General features: G+C 68.0%; 15 protein-coding genes and 1 pseudogene. 4 read left to right on the top strand and 12 right to left on the bottom strand.

Annotation, left to right across the window (positions count from 1 at the left end; translation table 11 throughout):
- Positions 1 to 9 precede the first annotated feature (9 nt).
- Positions 10 to 885: a serine hydrolase domain-containing protein gene (locus AX744_RS04030; protein ID WP_058630515.1), complete on the top strand. Its 876-nt coding sequence runs from the start codon at positions 10 to 12 to the stop codon at positions 883 to 885.
- Positions 886 to 889: 4 nt separating this feature from the next.
- Here the strand turns inward: AX744_RS04030 and efeB are convergent, their stop codons facing one another.
- From efeB to efeU, 3 genes are read right to left on the bottom strand one after another with little or no spacing between them, the layout of a single operon-like run.
- A complete protein-coding gene (gene efeB, locus AX744_RS04035; RefSeq protein WP_174799782.1) occupies positions 890 to 2,194 on the bottom strand; it encodes an iron uptake transporter deferrochelatase/peroxidase subunit in 1,305 nt (434 codons plus the stop codon).
- Between the two features lie 37 nt (positions 2,195 to 2,231).
- Entirely contained in the window at positions 2,232 to 3,464 is a 1,233-nt protein-coding gene (efeO, locus tag AX744_RS04040) for an iron uptake system protein EfeO (protein ID WP_061015463.1), read from the bottom strand.
- Positions 3,461 to 4,405, bottom strand: a complete 945-nt coding sequence (efeU, locus tag AX744_RS04045; protein ID WP_061015464.1) for an iron uptake transporter permease EfeU — start codon at positions 4,403 to 4,405, stop codon at positions 3,461 to 3,463. Before efeU ends, efeO begins: the two co-directional genes overlap by 4 nt.
- A gap of 151 nt (positions 4,406 to 4,556) precedes the next feature.
- Here efeU and AX744_RS04050 point away from each other — a divergent pair, with 151 nt between their 5' ends.
- Positions 4,557 to 5,561 carry an isopenicillin N synthase family dioxygenase gene (locus AX744_RS04050; RefSeq protein WP_061015465.1) on the top strand — a complete coding sequence of 335 codons (1,005 nt, stop codon included), beginning with the start codon at positions 4,557 to 4,559 and terminating at the stop codon, positions 5,559 to 5,561.
- 6 nt (positions 5,562 to 5,567) lie between these two features.
- Here AX744_RS04050 and AX744_RS04055 read toward each other — a convergent pair whose 3' ends face one another.
- From AX744_RS04055 to rpsO, 3 genes are all read right to left on the bottom strand, one after another.
- On the bottom strand, positions 5,568 to 5,897 hold the full coding sequence (locus AX744_RS04055; RefSeq protein ID WP_058630511.1) for a transcriptional regulator: 330 nt from the start codon (positions 5,895 to 5,897) through the stop codon (positions 5,568 to 5,570).
- The gene (locus AX744_RS04060; RefSeq protein ID WP_061015466.1) at positions 5,890 to 6,759 is read right to left on the bottom strand and encodes a hypothetical protein; all 870 of its coding nucleotides are present in this window, start codon (positions 6,757 to 6,759) and stop codon (positions 5,890 to 5,892) included. Before AX744_RS04060 ends, AX744_RS04055 begins: the two co-directional genes overlap by 8 nt.
- Before the next feature lie 169 nt (positions 6,760 to 6,928).
- The gene (gene rpsO / locus AX744_RS04065) at positions 6,929 to 7,198 is read right to left on the bottom strand and encodes a 30S ribosomal protein S15 (RefSeq protein ID WP_017830938.1); all 270 of its coding nucleotides are present in this window, start codon (positions 7,196 to 7,198) and stop codon (positions 6,929 to 6,931) included.
- A 187-nt stretch (positions 7,199 to 7,385) separates the two neighbouring features.
- Between rpsO and AX744_RS04070 the strand changes: the two genes are divergently transcribed.
- Positions 7,386 to 8,678, top strand: a complete 1,293-nt coding sequence (locus AX744_RS04070; RefSeq protein ID WP_061015467.1) for an MFS transporter — start codon at positions 7,386 to 7,388, stop codon at positions 8,676 to 8,678.
- A 32-nt stretch (positions 8,679 to 8,710) separates the two neighbouring features.
- Here AX744_RS04070 and AX744_RS04075 read toward each other — a convergent pair whose 3' ends face one another.
- The 4 genes from AX744_RS04075 to AX744_RS04090 all read right to left on the bottom strand — a co-directional run bounded on the left by AX744_RS04075 (position 8,711) and on the right by AX744_RS04090 (position 11,965).
- Positions 8,711 to 9,265, bottom strand: coding sequence for a YceI family protein (locus AX744_RS04075; protein WP_045265072.1), 555 nt, complete (start codon positions 9,263 to 9,265; stop codon positions 8,711 to 8,713).
- A gap of 180 nt (positions 9,266 to 9,445) precedes the next feature.
- Entirely contained in the window at positions 9,446 to 9,814 is a 369-nt protein-coding gene (locus AX744_RS04080) for an FKBP-type peptidyl-prolyl cis-trans isomerase (RefSeq protein ID WP_046748293.1), read from the bottom strand.
- Between the two features lie 218 nt (positions 9,815 to 10,032).
- Positions 10,033 to 10,713 (bottom strand): alpha/beta fold hydrolase, encoded by a 681-nt coding sequence (locus AX744_RS04085; RefSeq protein ID WP_061015468.1) that lies wholly within the window; start codon positions 10,711 to 10,713, stop codon positions 10,033 to 10,035.
- Positions 10,714 to 10,762: 49 nt separating this feature from the next.
- Positions 10,763 to 11,965, bottom strand: coding sequence for a PrsW family intramembrane metalloprotease (locus AX744_RS04090; protein ID WP_061015469.1), 1,203 nt, complete (start codon positions 11,963 to 11,965; stop codon positions 10,763 to 10,765).
- A 202-nt stretch (positions 11,966 to 12,167) separates the two neighbouring features.
- On the opposite strand from AX744_RS04090, the gene AX744_RS04095 reads away from it, so the two are divergent.
- Complete coding sequence (locus AX744_RS04095; RefSeq protein ID WP_058630507.1) at positions 12,168 to 13,037, top strand: fumarylacetoacetate hydrolase family protein; 870 nt, start codon at positions 12,168 to 12,170, stop codon at positions 13,035 to 13,037.
- Between the two features lie 64 nt (positions 13,038 to 13,101).
- On the opposite strand, the gene AX744_RS04100 is transcribed toward AX744_RS04095, so the two are convergent.
- Positions 13,102 to 14,562 carry an aspartate ammonia-lyase gene (locus tag AX744_RS04100; protein ID WP_046748284.1) on the bottom strand — a complete coding sequence of 487 codons (1,461 nt, stop codon included), beginning with the start codon at positions 14,560 to 14,562 and terminating at the stop codon, positions 13,102 to 13,104.
- A 62-nt stretch (positions 14,563 to 14,624) separates the two neighbouring features.
- Positions 14,625 to 15,027 (bottom strand): annotated as a pseudogene (locus AX744_RS04105) (phosphodiesterase); the annotation flags it as partial.

Genomic DNA, 15,027 nt, shown 5'->3' on the forward strand with positions numbered 1-15,027 from the left:
CTCGAAGGCGTGAGCCGCGCACAGACCGTCCGAGACCGCATCGTCGAACGCATCGAGGAGACGGACTTCGGCGCTCACGGGCTGCACGTCCGCGTCGCCACCGAGACCGCTGAACATCGCTGGACCGACGACGTGCGGGAGGACGTCCACTCCATCGCGAAAGGTGTCTGCGTTCTGGCTGCGGGAATGGCAGCCGACGAGGGCGCGGTGTCGCTCGACGTGCCCGTCGGCATCTACCTCCCCGACTTCGAGCTGGGAGATGGCGTCGAGGACGTCACGCTGCGGGATCTGCTCTCGATGACCAGCGGGATCGATCTGCCGTGGTCCGAGACGCTGCTGACGGACTGGCCGGACCTGGCCCGCGAGTTCCTGCGACGCCCGTCGAGCGGACGCTCGTTCCAGTACTCGAACGCGAGCACGTACACCGCCATGGCCGCGCTCGCCGCGCGCGTCGGAGATGTGGGCGAATACCTCGACGCCCGACTGTTCCGACCGCTCGGCATCGATGACGTGGAATGGGAGCGCAGCCCTCAGGGTCGCATCGCCGCGGGAGGGGGCCTGCCCCTGCGCACCGATGAGCTGGCGCGCCTCGGCCTGTTCATCAGGGAACGCGGCGCGTGGGAGGGCCGACAGCTGATCGCCCCAGAATGGACCGACGCGATGCACACGCAATGGCGGGTCGCCGGCGAGAGCGCGGACTACGATCGCTACGCCCTTGCAGGATGGGGCGGCCCCGGGCCGGCGTGGAGACTTCACGGCGCCTACGGCCAACTGCTCATCTTCCTCGACGACGCCGTGGTGACCATCACGGCCGACGATCACTTCGGCGCCGATGCCATCGCTGCGTTCGCGGTGGAGACGCTCACGAGCACACGCGAGCCGTGACAGCTCAGGCGAACAGCGCGGCTCCCACGTAGGACCCCGGCTTCGCGCCCGCCGGCACCGCCCAGACGCCCGAACCGACATGGCGGATGTACTCGTTCATGAGGTCGGTCGACAACCGCCGCTGCAACGCGATGAACTGCGCGGGGTCGCGCTGATACGAGAGGAAGAACAGCCCGGCGTCGAGCCGACCGAGCTCGTTGTTGCCGTCGACGTAGTTGTAGCCGCGGCGGAGGATGCGGATGCCGTCGTTGTGTTCCGGGTGCGCGAGGCTCACGTGACTGTCGGCGTCGATCGCCTTGCCGTGGAAGTCCGGAGCGGTGAACTCATCGCCGCCGGAGAGCGGTGCACCCTCGCCCTTGTCGCGGCCGATGATCGTGTCCTGCTCGGAGAGCCGCACCCGGTCCCAGGTCTCGATGAGCATCGCGATCTTCCGGGCCACGAGATAGGAGCCACCGGCCAGCCACGCCGGCTCGTCCTTCGCGGCGACCCAGACGTGATCCCTCAGCGCCTCGGTGTCGTCGGCGAGGATGTTCGCGGTGCCGTCCTTGAATCCGAAGAGGTTGCGCGGGGTCGCCTGCGTCGCCGTGGTGCGCGACGTCTTGCCGAAGCCGAGCTGCGACCAGCGCAGGCGCGCGCGGCCGAACGCGATGCGACTGAGGTTGCGGATGGCGTGCACCGCCACCTGGGGGTCGTCGGCACAGGCCTGGACACAGAGGTCACCGTGAGAGGTCTGAGGATCGAGGTCGTCGCCGAGGAAGGCGGGCAGACGCTCCAGCCCCGCCGGCCGCTGCGCGGCGATGCCGTACCGGTCACCGTCCTCGTTCTCGAAGAGACCGGGTCCGAAGCCGAACGTGATCGTGAGTCCTGCAGCGGGCAGACCCAGCGCCTCTCCCGTATCGTCCGGAGGCGCCTCGGCCGGTCCGCCGACCGCGCCGGTCGCGCTGACCTCGAGTCCTTGCGCCATGCGCGAGGCCGCATACGACCAGTCCTGCAGCAGAGAGATCAGGTCATCGCGGTCGGTGCGCGGCATCATGTCGAAGCTGGCGAAGTGCAGATGGTCCTGCACCGGAGTGGTGATGCCCGCCTGATGCTCTCCGAAGAAGTCGTAGGCCGAATGCGCGTCATCGGCAGCCCTGGCGCGCCCCAGTGCGACTCCCCCGGTGAGGCCGGCGCCGGTCCCGACAGCGAGCCCCGCGACACTGCCACCGATGGCCAGCCCGAGAAGGCCGCGCCTGCTCAGTCCGGTCGGGGTGGATGCCCCGCCCGACGTCGATTCGCCGTGCGCGGCACCCGCTTCTGACTCGTTCACGTCCGTGATCGTATCCGGTGGGCCGACTCGACGCTGATCAGTCGAGGACCGTGCTGGTGAGCTGCGACAGCGGCTCGGCCAGGGCGTTGATCAGATCGGTGAACTCGCGCTTGTCGGCCTCGGTCAACTCCGAGTAGCCCACGAATCCGGCTGCGAGCGAACCGTGGGTCGCGAGCGAGTCCTCGAGGGCGGTGTAACCGGACTCGATCTCGGCGACCAGTTCCTTGCCCTGATCGCCCTGTGCGGCGGCGAACTCCTGCACGAGCGAGAACGCCATCTTGGAGCCCTCAACGTTTGCCGCGAAGTCGTACAGATCCGTGCCGGACCACCAGTCCTCCTCGCCGGAGATCTTGCCGGTCGCGACCTCATCGAGCAACGCGATCGCTCCGTTGGAGATGCCGCCGATGCCCTGGTCGTCGAGCGCGGTGGTGAAGTCGTCGGAGTGCACGTAGTCGTACAGCTCCTGCACGTCGGCGAGCAGCAGGTCGCCGTAATCGGCACGCTCTTCCGGTGTCGACGGCGCCCAGTCCTGCCACGCAGGGGTCTCACCGTCCGCGTTCAGCGCGTCCTGCGCAGGCACCCACAGATCCTTCTCGATGCGGTGGAAGCCCGTCCAATCGAGCTTCTCGGCGACGGCGTCGACCTCGCGGTAGTCGATGCGCGGGTCGAGGTCTCCCAGCGCCTCCGCGACGGGCTCGATGCGCTCGTAGAAGGCGCGAGTCTGCGGGAACAGGGTGCGGGCGGTCTCGTCGTCGCCGGACTCGTAGGCGGCGACGAAGTCCTCGACGGCGGGGACGAGCTGACCGACCTGATCCTTGACGAAGGCACCGTAGAGATCGACCGCCTTCTGCTTCTGCTCGGCATCGGGCCCGTCGACCGCGACACGGTCCCCGGTGACGGTGAACGCCGTCTTCCCGACGCCGTCGCCGACCATGCCCGGCTTGCAGAGGGTGAAGTAGTCGCCCGGCTGGGCGACCACGGTCAACGTGCGCGATGCTGCCGGTGCGATGTTCTCGACCTCACCCACGATGCGGAGCCCGTCCTCGGCCAGAAGGTAGAACTCCGTCACCTGACCGGTGTCGTTCTTGACGTCGAAGGTGAGAGTCCCGCTCTCGGCTGTCGACGCCGACACGGCGCAGTCGCTGTCGGTCGACGAGACGTCGAACGCCGCCGTGGCCTGTGCATCGCTCTTCGCGACGCAGCCGCTGAGGACGAGCGCCGCGGCGCCGGTGGCGGCCAGCACCCCCAGGATCCGGTGCGAGGTGGTCATGCTGCTCCTTGAGGTGAGAGGGAGGGAGATGTCGATGAAGGCTCCGTCGGGCTCTGCGGCTTCGCCGCGCGGCTCGAGCGGAGGCCGCGGATGTACAGCCATCCGACGAGGGAGATGTAGAGGGCCCAGGCGACGACCTGCAACCAGGTCATCGCCGGCATGAATCCGATGGTCGCCTGCAGGATCGAGGCGAGAGGGCCGCCCGGGGCGATCGTCGCCGACACGTCGAATGCCCAGCCGAAGGGGAAGGCCGCCCATCCGACGGCCACGCCCCCGGTCACCGCATCGATCGGGGCCAGAGCGGTGAACGGGCCAGGGAGCGCTCCGGCCTCTTGGAGGTCCATGAGCGCGTAGGCGAGGACACCGGCGGCGACGATCACCAGGAAGCCCCCCGTCCAGGCGAAGAAGCGGCGGAGATCGAGTCGCAGCGCGCCGCGGGAGATCAGCCAGCCGATGATCACGGCAGCGATCAGTCCGAGCAGCGCGCCCAGCAGCGCCGAGGGGGCGTCTCCGAAGGACTGGACCATCGACCACAGCAACAGCGTGGTCTCGATACCCTCGCGCGCGACCGACACGAAGCCGATGGCGATCAGGGCCCAGAGCCCGCCGGCGGTGAGGGCGCGATCGATACCGCCCTCCAGCGTGGCCTTCATGCTGCGACCAGCGCGCTGCATCCAGAAGATCATCCAGGTCACCATGGCCACGGCGAGCAGCGAGAGACCTCCGCCGATCAGCTCCTGCGCCTGGAACGTCAGTTCGTACGCACCGAACGTGAGCACAGCTCCGATGCCGAGCGCCAGGACGATAGCGAGACCGACTCCTGCCCACATCTTCGGGAGGGCATCCTTCCGGCCGAGACGACGGAGGTAGGCGACGAGGATACCGACGACGAGCGCGGCTTCGAGACCCTCGCGGAGCCCGATGAGAAAAGTGGCGAGCACGGAAAACACTCTCTGCGGTGACTGAGGTAAGGCGGCCCTTACCGAAGGATGACTCTAGCACCGCGATCGACGTGCTCCGAACCCCGACGGCGGGAAGTAATGGATTGCAACACAGGGCACCCTCCCCGTCCAGGCGACGTAGCCTCGGTCCATGGCTGAACTCTCGCTCCCCGTCCTCGACCTCTCCCAGCTCGACGAAGGCCCCGACTCCGCCGCACGATTCCGTGAAGAACTGCGGGCCGCGACGCACGACGTCGGTTTCTTCTACCTCACCGGCACCGGGATCTCCCCCGAGCTCGAGGCCCGGCTCCATCAGGCGGCGCTCGACTTCTTCGCCCTGCCCGAAGAGGACAAGCTCGCGATCGAGAACGTGAACAGTCCGCATTTCCGCGGGTACACCCGAGTGGGCGGCGAGCGGACGCAGGGGAAGGTCGACTGGCGCGAGCAGATCGACATCGGCCCCGAGCGCGAACCCGTCGACGGCGGCCCCGCCTTCAACCGGCTCACCGGCCCCAACCTCTGGCCCGCAGCCCAGCCGGAGCTGAAGGAGATCGTCACGGAGTGGCACGACACCCTGACCGAGATCGCGCACAAGCTTCTTCGCGCCTGGGCTGTCACTCTCGGCGCAGACGAGACCTACTTCGACGAGCCGTTCCGCGATCCGTCGACTCTGATCAAGATCGTGCGATACCCGGGCACGGACGAGCCGGAACCGCAGCAGGGCGTCGGAGCGCACAAGGATTCCGGTGTGCTGACGCTGCTGTGGGTCGAGCCCGGCAAGGGCGGACTCCAGGTCGAGCGTGACGGTGAGTGGGTCTCTGCTCCCCCGGTGCCCGGCGCCTTCGTCGTCAACATCGGCGAGCTGCTGGAGTACGCCACCGGCGGATACCTCAAGGCCACGAACCACCGTGTGATCTCACCGCGGGCACCGGAGGAGCGCATCTCGATCCCGTTCTTCTTCAACCCCGCGCTCGATCAGCAGCTGCCACTGCTCGAGCTCCCCGCTGACCTCGCTGCGCAAGCGACCGGAGTCACCGAGGATCCCGGCAATCCGATCCATGCGACCTACGGCGAGAACGCGCTCAAGTCTCGGCTTCGTGCGCACCCCGATGTCGCGGCGATCCATCACCCCGACCTCGTCGGCGCGACCGCCTGAGGGACGTCACAGTTCCGCCCCACCGCTGAGGGCGACGATCTCGCGCAGTGCCTGAAGGTGCGCGGCGAAGGCATCACGCCCCGCCTTCGTCGGACGCACCCAGGTGCGCGAGCGCCCCCCGACCGTGCCTTTGCGCGCGACCACATACCCGGCGGCCTGCAGGTGCGCGATCGCCTTGCTCAGGGGCGAGTCGCCGCACTGCAGCATCTCCCGCAGGGCTGAGAAGTCGAGCTCCATCCCGTCGCCCAGTCCGGCCATGAGGGAGAACCGGATCGGCGAGGCGAAGTTGTCGTCCAGCCGCGTGCGCGGGTGCGGGACGGAGGCGGACTCACGCACGTTCGCCGTGCCCCGCGACGAAGGAGACAGCCACGAACGACGCGATCACGCCGGCACCGGCACACACGCCGGCGATTCCTGGGTTGCCGAGGGATCCGGATCCCACGACGATGCCCACGGGTATGCAGGCGGCGACGAAGAAGACGGTGAGGTGCGGCCAGCGCCAGGACGCGCCGACTGCGGGGAGACCGAGCTCGGAGGCGGAGGCGGCGATCCACGCCACGAGGCACAGCATCACGAGCAGGGTGATGACGCTCCTCAGCACGTCGTCCGGCGATCCCGCGAGCATCGTCAGCACGGCGAACGCGACGCCGACGAGCACGGTGCCCCAACGAAGCCGACGCGGCAGCGGCCGGGGAGCCGGACGCGGACGACGCGGGTCACCCGCAGCCCGTATGAGCTGCACGACGCCATGCCCTCCGACTCCGACGAGCACGATGGCTGCCGGGATGAGCACCACCCCGACGGGAAGTCGCGTATCCAGAGCAGCGAACCCGAACACCACGAAGGCACCGATGACGATCACTGCGCCGCCGAGCAGCAGCGGCCACCGCGAGCGCGTCATCCGCCACTGCATACCCGTGCGCTGCGCCATCCCGGCGGACAGCTGCCCCCAGACCAGGAGAGTGAACAGCACGATCTGCGACGCCAGCACGTCGTCCTGCCGGAGGACGAGCGCGAAGGCGACGAAATACGCCGCCATGACCACGGCGTTGCCGATCTGCAGTCGGGCGAGAGCGCGTCGGTCGACGGCACGGTCACGCCGGTCCACCACCGCCTCCACCGTCTCGAGATAGCGCCGAGCGGTCTCCGGGTCCGGGGGCACCAGAGCGTCCTGACCTTCGATCGGCTTCTGCTCCATGACGACCTCCCCCGCTTTCCAGGTGGAAAGCTCTATGACTTTCCTATCGGAAAGTCAGGCGGGTGGCAACCGGCACCGCTACGCACGCGGGCACGACGAAGGCCGCCCCACACCGTGGGACGGCCTTCTCAAGAATGTTCTGCGCGATTGAACGCAGGGTCGCGGTGCCTTAGCGGCGAAGTCCGAGACGCTCGATCAGCGAGCGGTAGCGCGCGATGTCGATGTCCTGGAGGTAGCCGAGCAGACGACGGCGCTGACCCACGAGCAGGAACAGACCACGACGCGAGTGGTGGTCGTGCTTGTGCTCCTTCAGGTGCTCGGTGAGGTCCTTGATGCGCTGCGTCAGCATCGCGACCTGCACCTCGGGGGATCCGGTGTCACCGGGGTGCGTCGCGTACTCTTCGATGATCGCCTTCTTGACGTCTGCTTCCAGTGCCATAGATTCGATCCCCTTTCAGCTTGTTGCGCGGCGCCCGACGCCTGATGCGTGGGCTCTCTTTATCCGCGGCCGATCAAACGGCAACCTGACGAGTCTACCAGTCGTCGGCTCGCTCGGGTGACACGGGCACCGAAGGGATGTCGGCGGTGGTCAACTAGTCTCGAACCGTGCAGAAGCAGTCCGAAGCGTGACCCCCAGACGCGGTCATCTGATCGACCTCTCCCCTCTCGCATCCAGCCCCGCATTCGCCCGGATGTGGATCGGCTCGACCCTGGCGGGCATCGGCGGCCAGCTCACCATCGTGACGGTCATGCTGCACGTGTTCGAGCTCACGCAGAACACCTTCGCCGTCTCCATGATCGCCGTCGCCGGACTGGTACCCATGATCCTCGCCGGCCTGTACGGCGGGATGCTCGCCGACGCGTTCGACAGGCGCCGGGTAGCACTCATCGCCGCCACCGTCACCTTCGCCTCCACAGCGCTCCTGGCCGCGCTCACCTGGACGGGCACGGAGACGATCTGGTGGCTGTACGCCCTGAGCATGATCAACTCGGCCGCCAACTCCGTGGGCATGGCGACGCGCACCGCCATCGTCCCGCGTCTCATCCCGCGGGAAAAGCTCGCCGCGGCGTCGGCACTCAACGGCGTCGCCTTCGGGCTCACCGTCATGGCGGGTCCCGCGCTGGCTGGCCTCCTCGTGGCCCTCACCGGCTACGGATGGACCTACACGATCGACGTGGTGCTGATGCTGTCGATGTTCCTCGGGCTGTGGACGCTGCCGGCGTTGCGCCCGGAGGGCGAGGTCGTCCGCCCCGGACTCGAGTCTCTGGTCGACGGCTGGCGGTTCCTCCGCAGGGCCGGCAACATCCGCATGCAGTACATCATCGACATCATCGCGATGACGTTCGGACAGCCGCTCGTGCTGTTCCCGGCGCTCGGCACGGTTCTCCTCGGCGGCGGAGCACTGACCACCGGCATCCTGACGGCCGCGGTCGCCGTCGGGACCTTCACCTCGAGTCTGTTCTCCGGCCGCGTCGTGCAGTACCGCTGGCACGGTCGAGGGATCGCGAGAGCCGTCGAGGCTTACGGCGCATCGATCCTGCTCTTCGGCACCGTGCTGCTCATCGGCGCGCTCTCCGCCCCTGCGAGCGAGGCCGTGCCGAACGTGGGCCTCATCATCGCCGCGTGCATCGCACTGGCGCTCTCCGGCGCCTCCGACAACGTCAGCTCGATCTACCGCAACACGATGATGCAGGCCGCCGTGCCCGACGCGATGCGCGGACGCCTCCAGGGACTCTTCGTCGTCGTCGTCGCCGGCGGCCCCCGCGTCGGGGCGCTGTACGCGGGGACGCTCGCGACACTGACGAGCCTCTGGTTCCCGCCCATGCTCGGCGGCTTCCTGGTGATCGCTCTGGTGGCGACGCTCGCCCGCCGCAGCCGTCGTTTCCACGACTACGACGCAGAGAACCCCGAGCCCTGACGGGCCCGGGGTTCCGGTCTCTATCCGACGCGTCAGTCCTGCTGCAGCGCGCCCTGGAGGTCGAGGCTGATGGTCACGTCCTTGCCGACGAGAACGCCGCCGGTCTCGAGCGCAGCGTTCCAGGTCAGGCCGAAGTCCTCGCGGTTGATGACCGTCTTGGCGGATGCGCCGGCCTTGTAGTTGCCCCACGGGTCGCTGCCGAATCCGCCGAAGTCGAGCTCGAAGGTCACCGGCTTCGTGATGCCGCGGATGGTGAGGTCGCCGTCCACGAACAGGTCGCCGCCCTCGGCGCGTGCGCCGGTCGAGACGAACTCCATGGTCGGGAAGTTCTCGGTGTCGAAGAAGTCGGCGGAACGGAGGTGCTGGTCGCGGCCCTCATCCTTGGTGTCGACCGACGTGACGTCGACGGATGCCTCGACCTTGGCCTCGAGAGGGTTCTCCGGAGCGATCAGGGTGGCGCTCTTGACGCCGAAGGTGCCACGCACCTTCGAGATCATCATGTGACGGACACTGAAGGTGACCTCGCTGTGCGAGGGGTCCAGGACCCAGGTGCCGGGACGGTAGCCGGGGATGTCGATGCTGGTCATTGCTTCTCCTCTGGAGACGTCAGCCGCAGCTGCGGCAAGGGACAGGGGCCGCGTTCACCGCGACCACTGTGACAACTTACATTCAGAAGCATGTATTCCCCTGAATGAAGAAACTTTTCCCGAACAGCACGAGGCGCCCCTCTCCCGAAGGAGCGGGGCGCCTCGTTGAGCGAGCCCGGATCAGCCGACGGCGACGAGATCGATGATGAAGATCAGGGTCTTGCCGGAGAGGAAGTGACCTCCGCCGACGGGGCCGTAGGCCAGGTGCGGCGGGATGATCAGCTCGCGGCGGCCACCCACCTTCATGCCGGGGATGCCGTCCTGCCAGCCCTGGATGAGACCCCGCAGCGGGAACTGGATGGTCTCACCACGACCCCAGGAGGAGTCGAACTCTTCGCCGGAGTCGAACTCGACCCCCGCATAGTGCACGGTGACGGTGTCGCCGGGCTTCGCCTCGGCACCGTCACCCTCGATGATGTCGCGGATGACGAGGTCCGCGGGCGCAGGGCCGGTGGGGGCGTCGAACTCAGGCTTTGTGCGATCAGTCATACGTCCATCAAACCCGAGCGCGATGGACCGGGTCAACGCACCGGCACCTGCTCACAGCGAACACCTCGCAACTTCATCGAGGCGCCGGGGGAAGAAGCTCTTGACACTCGCGCGGGGCCGGGTGCACCCTGTTTACAGATCAACTCAGCGCCCGGGAGACTCGCAGGCATCGCCGCAGCACCGGGCGCTGAGTCTTGCCACAGGCCCGCGCTCCGCGGTCACCCGGCGTCTCCGCACAGCAGGTCTGCGATCTCCACGGGGTGGCTCAGCATCGCGCAGTGACCACCTGGGAGTTCATCCGCGGTCAGCCCGAGGCGGGTCGCAGCCAGGTCGCGCAGGAACCCGGAGGGGAAGAAGCGGTCGTCCGAGAACACCACCACTCGCGTCGACACGTCGGGCCACTCCCGAAGCGGCCACGGCCGCTCCATCGCCTCCTGCGACGGGTGCGCGCGCTCGCGCCGCAATGCCTCCTCTGCAAGCGCGCGCGGGACGCCGTTGTAGAAGCTGACGAGCGGATCCGCATTGCCGGTCAGCCCTCCGTCCTGCGCGGATCGGGACGCGGAAGCGACCGTGTACCCGGAGTTCTCCCACCACTGACTCGGGGACTCGTCCGGCGTGGGGATCATGCCAGCGAACAGGACGAGCTCATCGGCGGCGAGCTGTGCAGCGACCAGGGGCGCGGTGAACGCCCCGAAGGAGTGCCCGACGACCGTCACCTCCCGGCGTGCACCGACGATGTCCACGACCGCTTCGGCATAGTCCTCGAGCGTGAGGGTGTCGTCGTCGGCGGGCAGGTCAGGGGCGAACACCGCGTGACCACGCCTGCGCAGCTCGGCTGCCACGAGATGCCACGACCAGCCGACGTCACCACCGCCGTGGATCACGACGAACGTCCTCATCCGCCACCGCCCTTCCTTGCCGGAAGAGTACGCCGGCCGCGGCCGCACGTCAGTAGGCCAGGAGAGCCGCCCTCGTGGCCCTGGTGCGGATCAGCAGCGCACGCTCGTCGTTGACGGCCATCGGGTCGCGTCCCGTGATAGCCCGCTGCCGGACGGAGGCGAGCTCGGTCGCGTCCTTGATGAACGCCCGCATCAGCGGACGCCGGTCGCCGCGCAGCTGGGATGCCCACGCGAGACCCACCTTGCGTCCGCCGGGTGTGGCCAGCATCGTGACTTCCTCCGGGGTGAACCACCCCGCAGCGGCGTAGTCCTCCAGGCGGGCTCTCGTGAGTCGCGCCTCCTCCCGTCGCAGCGCGACGATGCCCAGGATGAAACCGATGAACAGCGGCACCTGGAGAGTGAAGTAGAGCCCGAAGAAGTCCGCGAAGGTCGCTGCCCCGTTCCAGAGCGCGTGCAGCAGGATCGCTCCGACCAGACCCAGTGCTCCGGCCCCGGCCGCAGCCCGCGCCGAGCCGTGGCGACGAGCGACCATGCCGATCGCGAAACCGGTGATCGCGGTGAACATGGCGTGAGCGAAGGGCGAGAGGAGTCCGCGCACGACGAAGGTCACGGTCAGCTGCTCTCCCCCGCCCTCGATCAAGCTCACCCCGAAGTACTGGATGTTCTCGGTGAAGGCGAAGCCCGCACCGACCAGGGCTCCGTAGACGATGCCGTCGACAGGACCGTCGAACGCCCGACGGGCGAGCAGGAAGATGAGGAAGACGCCGAGGCCCTTCCAGAGCTCCTCCACGACAGGTGCCTGCACGACAGCACCGAACTCCTCAGACCGGATGCCGAGCAGGAGCGTGAGCGCCGTGTCGACCAGCAGCGTGAGCCCGACCGCGGCCACCGCACCCCAGGCGATCGCGAACGCGACGAGCCGCTTGGGCTCGGGCTCCCAGCGATCGATCAGCCGGACGCCGAGGAACACGATCGTGAGCGGGATGAGCGCGAGGACCAGACCGACCACGGAGGCGAAGGATCCGAGCGCCCACACGAAGTAGCCCACGAGCGCGATCAGCAGGAAACCGAGCACGCCGAAGAGCCAGAGCGATATCGTGCGGCCCTTCCTCGTCGGCACGGGCAGAGCGGGAAGCGACTCCGCGGGCGATGGGGCGACCGGAGCCGGCGGCGTGTACGGAGTCGGCTGCGCGAGAGGAGAGGCGTAGCCCGCGACAGACCTCCTCGCAGCGGTCGGCGGCGTCGAGGCCACGGGATAAGCGGGTGAGTAGGGAGGCGGCGGTGTCGGTCCGGACGTCGGCTGCGACGCGGGCGGAGGAGCATACGGCGAGGGCTGCTGCGGCTGGGTCGGTCCTCCGGAACTCATAGGCAAAGCTTATGGGCACAACGTCGATGGTCCGGATATGGCGACGCCCTCCACCCGGCTACCTGCACCCACCCGGTAGCGTAGGAGCATGCGGTTCGCTCACCTGCGCCGTCCTGACTCCCCCCACGCGGCTCTCGCCGTGGTCGAGGGATCGGACGCCATTCTCGTCTCTGACCTCCTGACAGACCCTCCTGCCACCCTGCAGCAGCTGATCGAGGGAGGAGAATCGGCTCTCGACGCTCTTCGCGGGGCCCTGGAGAACGGCTCAGCCCCGCGGCATCCGCTCGACGGGTGGGCCTTCGACTCCGCGGTGCTCACTCCCCCCGCAGTGCTGGCCGTCGGCCTCAACTACGCCGCCCACTCGAGCGAGCTGGGGTTGAAGACGGACGCCGCGCCGACGGTCTTCACCCTATGGCCGAACTCGCTCACCGGTCACGACCAGACCACGTCGTGGCCGCGCGCTCTGAGCGAAGCCGTCGACTACGAAGCCGAGCTCGGCGTGCTCATCGGCACCCCCGCCAAGGACGTCGCCGAGGCCGATGCCCTGACTCACGTCTGGGGCTACACGGTGGTGAACGACATCACGGCCAGGAACATCCAGTTCTCCGAGGCGCAGTGGTCCCGCTGCAAGTCGTTCGACGGATTCACTCCGACCGGGCCCTTCGCCGTGACCGCCGACGAGGTGGCAGACCCGCAGGACCTCCACATCTGGACCGTCGTGGACGGCCACACCGTGCAGGACGCGAGCACCGACCAGATGGTCCGGTCGGTCGCGAAGCTCATCGCCCACCTCTCGCAGTCGCTCACGCTGCTCCCCGGCACCCTGATCTCGACCGGCAGCCCCGGCGGTGCCGGATACTCACGCGACCCGCAGATCTTCCTCCGCGACCACTCCACCGTGACCGTCGGCATCGACGGCATCGGCGAGTTGACCACGCACTGCCGGATCACCGACTGAGCACGGACGATACGACGAGGGGGACGGATGCGCCGCATCCGTCCCCCTCGTCGTATCGATACGGTCAGATCTCGATCAGGTCTTCCGACGCCACCACCGGGATCGCCGCCGTGATCGTCTCAAGGCCGGAGAGACGTGCCGGCGACAGCTGCTTGACGACCTCTTCGCGAGACATCAGACCGGCTTCGACCACGAGGTCGGCAACGCTGCGGTTGGTCAGCAGCGCCGTCTTCGCCAGAGCGGCCGCCGCCGCGTAGCCGATGAAGGGCGTGAGGGCTGTGATGACGCCAACGGATGCCCCCACCATGGCGCCGAGGCGGTCACGGTTGGCGGTGATGCCGTCGACGCAGTTCACGCGCAGGGTCCACATCGCCTGACGCATCCAGGTGATCGACTGGAAGATCGAGTGCGCGATCACCGGCTCGAAGGCGTTCAGCTGCAACTGTCCTGCCTCTGCCGCCATCGTCACGGTCATGTCGGCGCCGGCGACCGCGAACGCCACCTGGTTCACGACCTCCGGGATGACCGGGTTGACCTTGCCTGGCATGATGCTCGAGCCCGCCTGCATGGCGGGGAGGTTGATCTCTCCGAGACCCGCCTGCGGTCCGGACGAGAGCAGACGGAGGTCGTTGCAGATCTTCGAGAGCTTCATCGCGTTGCGCTTCAGCGTCGAGGAGAACGACATGAACGACCCGGTGTCGCTGGTGGCCTCGACGAGGTCGCCGGCCGTGCGCAGGTCGAGACCGGTGATCTCACGCAGGTGCTTGAGGACGGCGGGTGCGTACCCCGGGTGGGTCGTGATCCCCGTACCGATCGCCGTCGCGCCCATGTTGATCTCGAACATGAGGGACGCGTTCTCGGTGAGTCGCGTGTGGTCGTACCCGAGGGTCGTGGCGAAACCGTTGAACTCCTGCCCCAGCGTCATGGGCACGGCGTCCTGGAGCTGGGTGCGACCGACCTTCAGCACATCGTGGAATTCGCGCGACTTGCCCAGGAAGGACAGCCGCAGCAGGTCGAGCTCCTCGAGCAGTGAGCGCAGGGTCAGCGAGAGGCCGATCTTCACCGCGGTCGGGTACACGTCGTTCGTGGACTGGCTGCGGTTCGTGTGATCGATCGGCGAGAGGAAGGCATAGTCGCCCTTCTCGTGACCGGCCATCTCGAGCGCGATGTTGGTGATGACCTCGTTCGCGTTCATGTTCGTCGAGGTTCCGGCACCACCCTGGATGACGCCGACCGTGAACTGCTCATGGAACTCGCCGTCGATCACGCGCTGCGCTGCGCGATCGATCAGATCAGCCCGCTCCGGATCGAGCACGCCGATCTCCCGGTTCGCACGCGCACTCGCCTGCTTGACCATCGCGAGACCGACCACGAGGTCGGGGTACACGGAGATCGGCCGCTTCGTGATCGGGAAGTTCGCGTCGGCGCGGGCGGTATGGATCCCCCAGTACGCGTCGACGGGAATCTCCATGCTCCCGAGCGAATCGGTCTCGGTACGGGTCAGGGTAGGCGCGGCAGAAGCCATGTCACATCCTCGTGGGTCGTGGCGGGTGAGAAGGGTGGGGGATGCCCCTCAGTCTACGCCGCTCAGCGTCCTGGTTTGCGGGAGAAGGCCTCGAGTCGCCCTTCCGGGCTGAGCTCCGCCATGCGTTCGAGCCAGTCCGCGGAGAAGTAGTCGCCGGTCTCGGCGCCGGTCACGGGGACGACGGTGTGCGTGATGGTGTCGGCGTACACGTGGACGAGCTGGAATGCCTGCGCGGCATCCATGCCGTTCACCTCGGCGGCGGGGCGCGCGACGTTCATCGTGTAGCAGGTGGCGGATGCGACGCTGACCGGAACACCGGCGAAGGTGCCGTGGGACGAGTAGTGCAGGTGGCCGGCGAGGATTCCGCGGACGTCGCTTCCCCGGATGACGTCGGCGAGCTCGTCTTGGTGCCGCAGCTCGAGGATGTCGAACAGCGGCAGGTGGCTCGGCAGCGGCGGGTGGTGC

This window comes from Microbacterium sp. CCH5-D1, from assembly GCF_001557335.1.
Lineage (GTDB): Bacteria > Actinomycetota > Actinomycetes > Actinomycetales > Microbacteriaceae > Microbacterium > Microbacterium oxydans.

What these genes read in the sequence shown, in the direction of transcription:
- rpsO (WP_017830938.1), bottom strand. Translation starts at nt 7,198, where the DNA reads ATGGCACTGGAAGCAGACGTCAAGAAGGCGATCATCGAAGAGTACGCG.
- AX744_RS04100 (WP_046748284.1), bottom strand. Translation starts at nt 14,562, where the DNA reads ATGGCTTCTGCCGCGCCTACCCTGACCCGTACCGAGACCGATTCGCTC.
- efeO (WP_061015463.1), bottom strand. Translation starts at nt 3,464, where the DNA reads ATGACCACCTCGCACCGGATCCTGGGGGTGCTGGCCGCCACCGGCGCC.
- AX744_RS04080 (WP_046748293.1), bottom strand. Translation starts at nt 9,814, where the DNA reads ATGACTGATCGCACAAAGCCTGAGTTCGACGCCCCCACCGGCCCTGCG.
- AX744_RS04060 (WP_061015466.1), bottom strand. Translation starts at nt 6,759, where the DNA reads ATGGAGCAGAAGCCGATCGAAGGTCAGGACGCTCTGGTGCCCCCGGAC.
- AX744_RS04050 (WP_061015465.1), top strand. Translation starts at nt 4,557, where the DNA reads ATGGCTGAACTCTCGCTCCCCGTCCTCGACCTCTCCCAGCTCGACGAA.
- AX744_RS04075 (WP_045265072.1), bottom strand. Translation starts at nt 9,265, where the DNA reads ATGACCAGCATCGACATCCCCGGCTACCGTCCCGGCACCTGGGTCCTG.
- AX744_RS04085 (WP_061015468.1), bottom strand. Translation starts at nt 10,713, where the DNA reads ATGAGGACGTTCGTCGTGATCCACGGCGGTGGTGACGTCGGCTGGTCG.
- AX744_RS04095 (WP_058630507.1), top strand. Translation starts at nt 12,168, where the DNA reads ATGCGGTTCGCTCACCTGCGCCGTCCTGACTCCCCCCACGCGGCTCTC.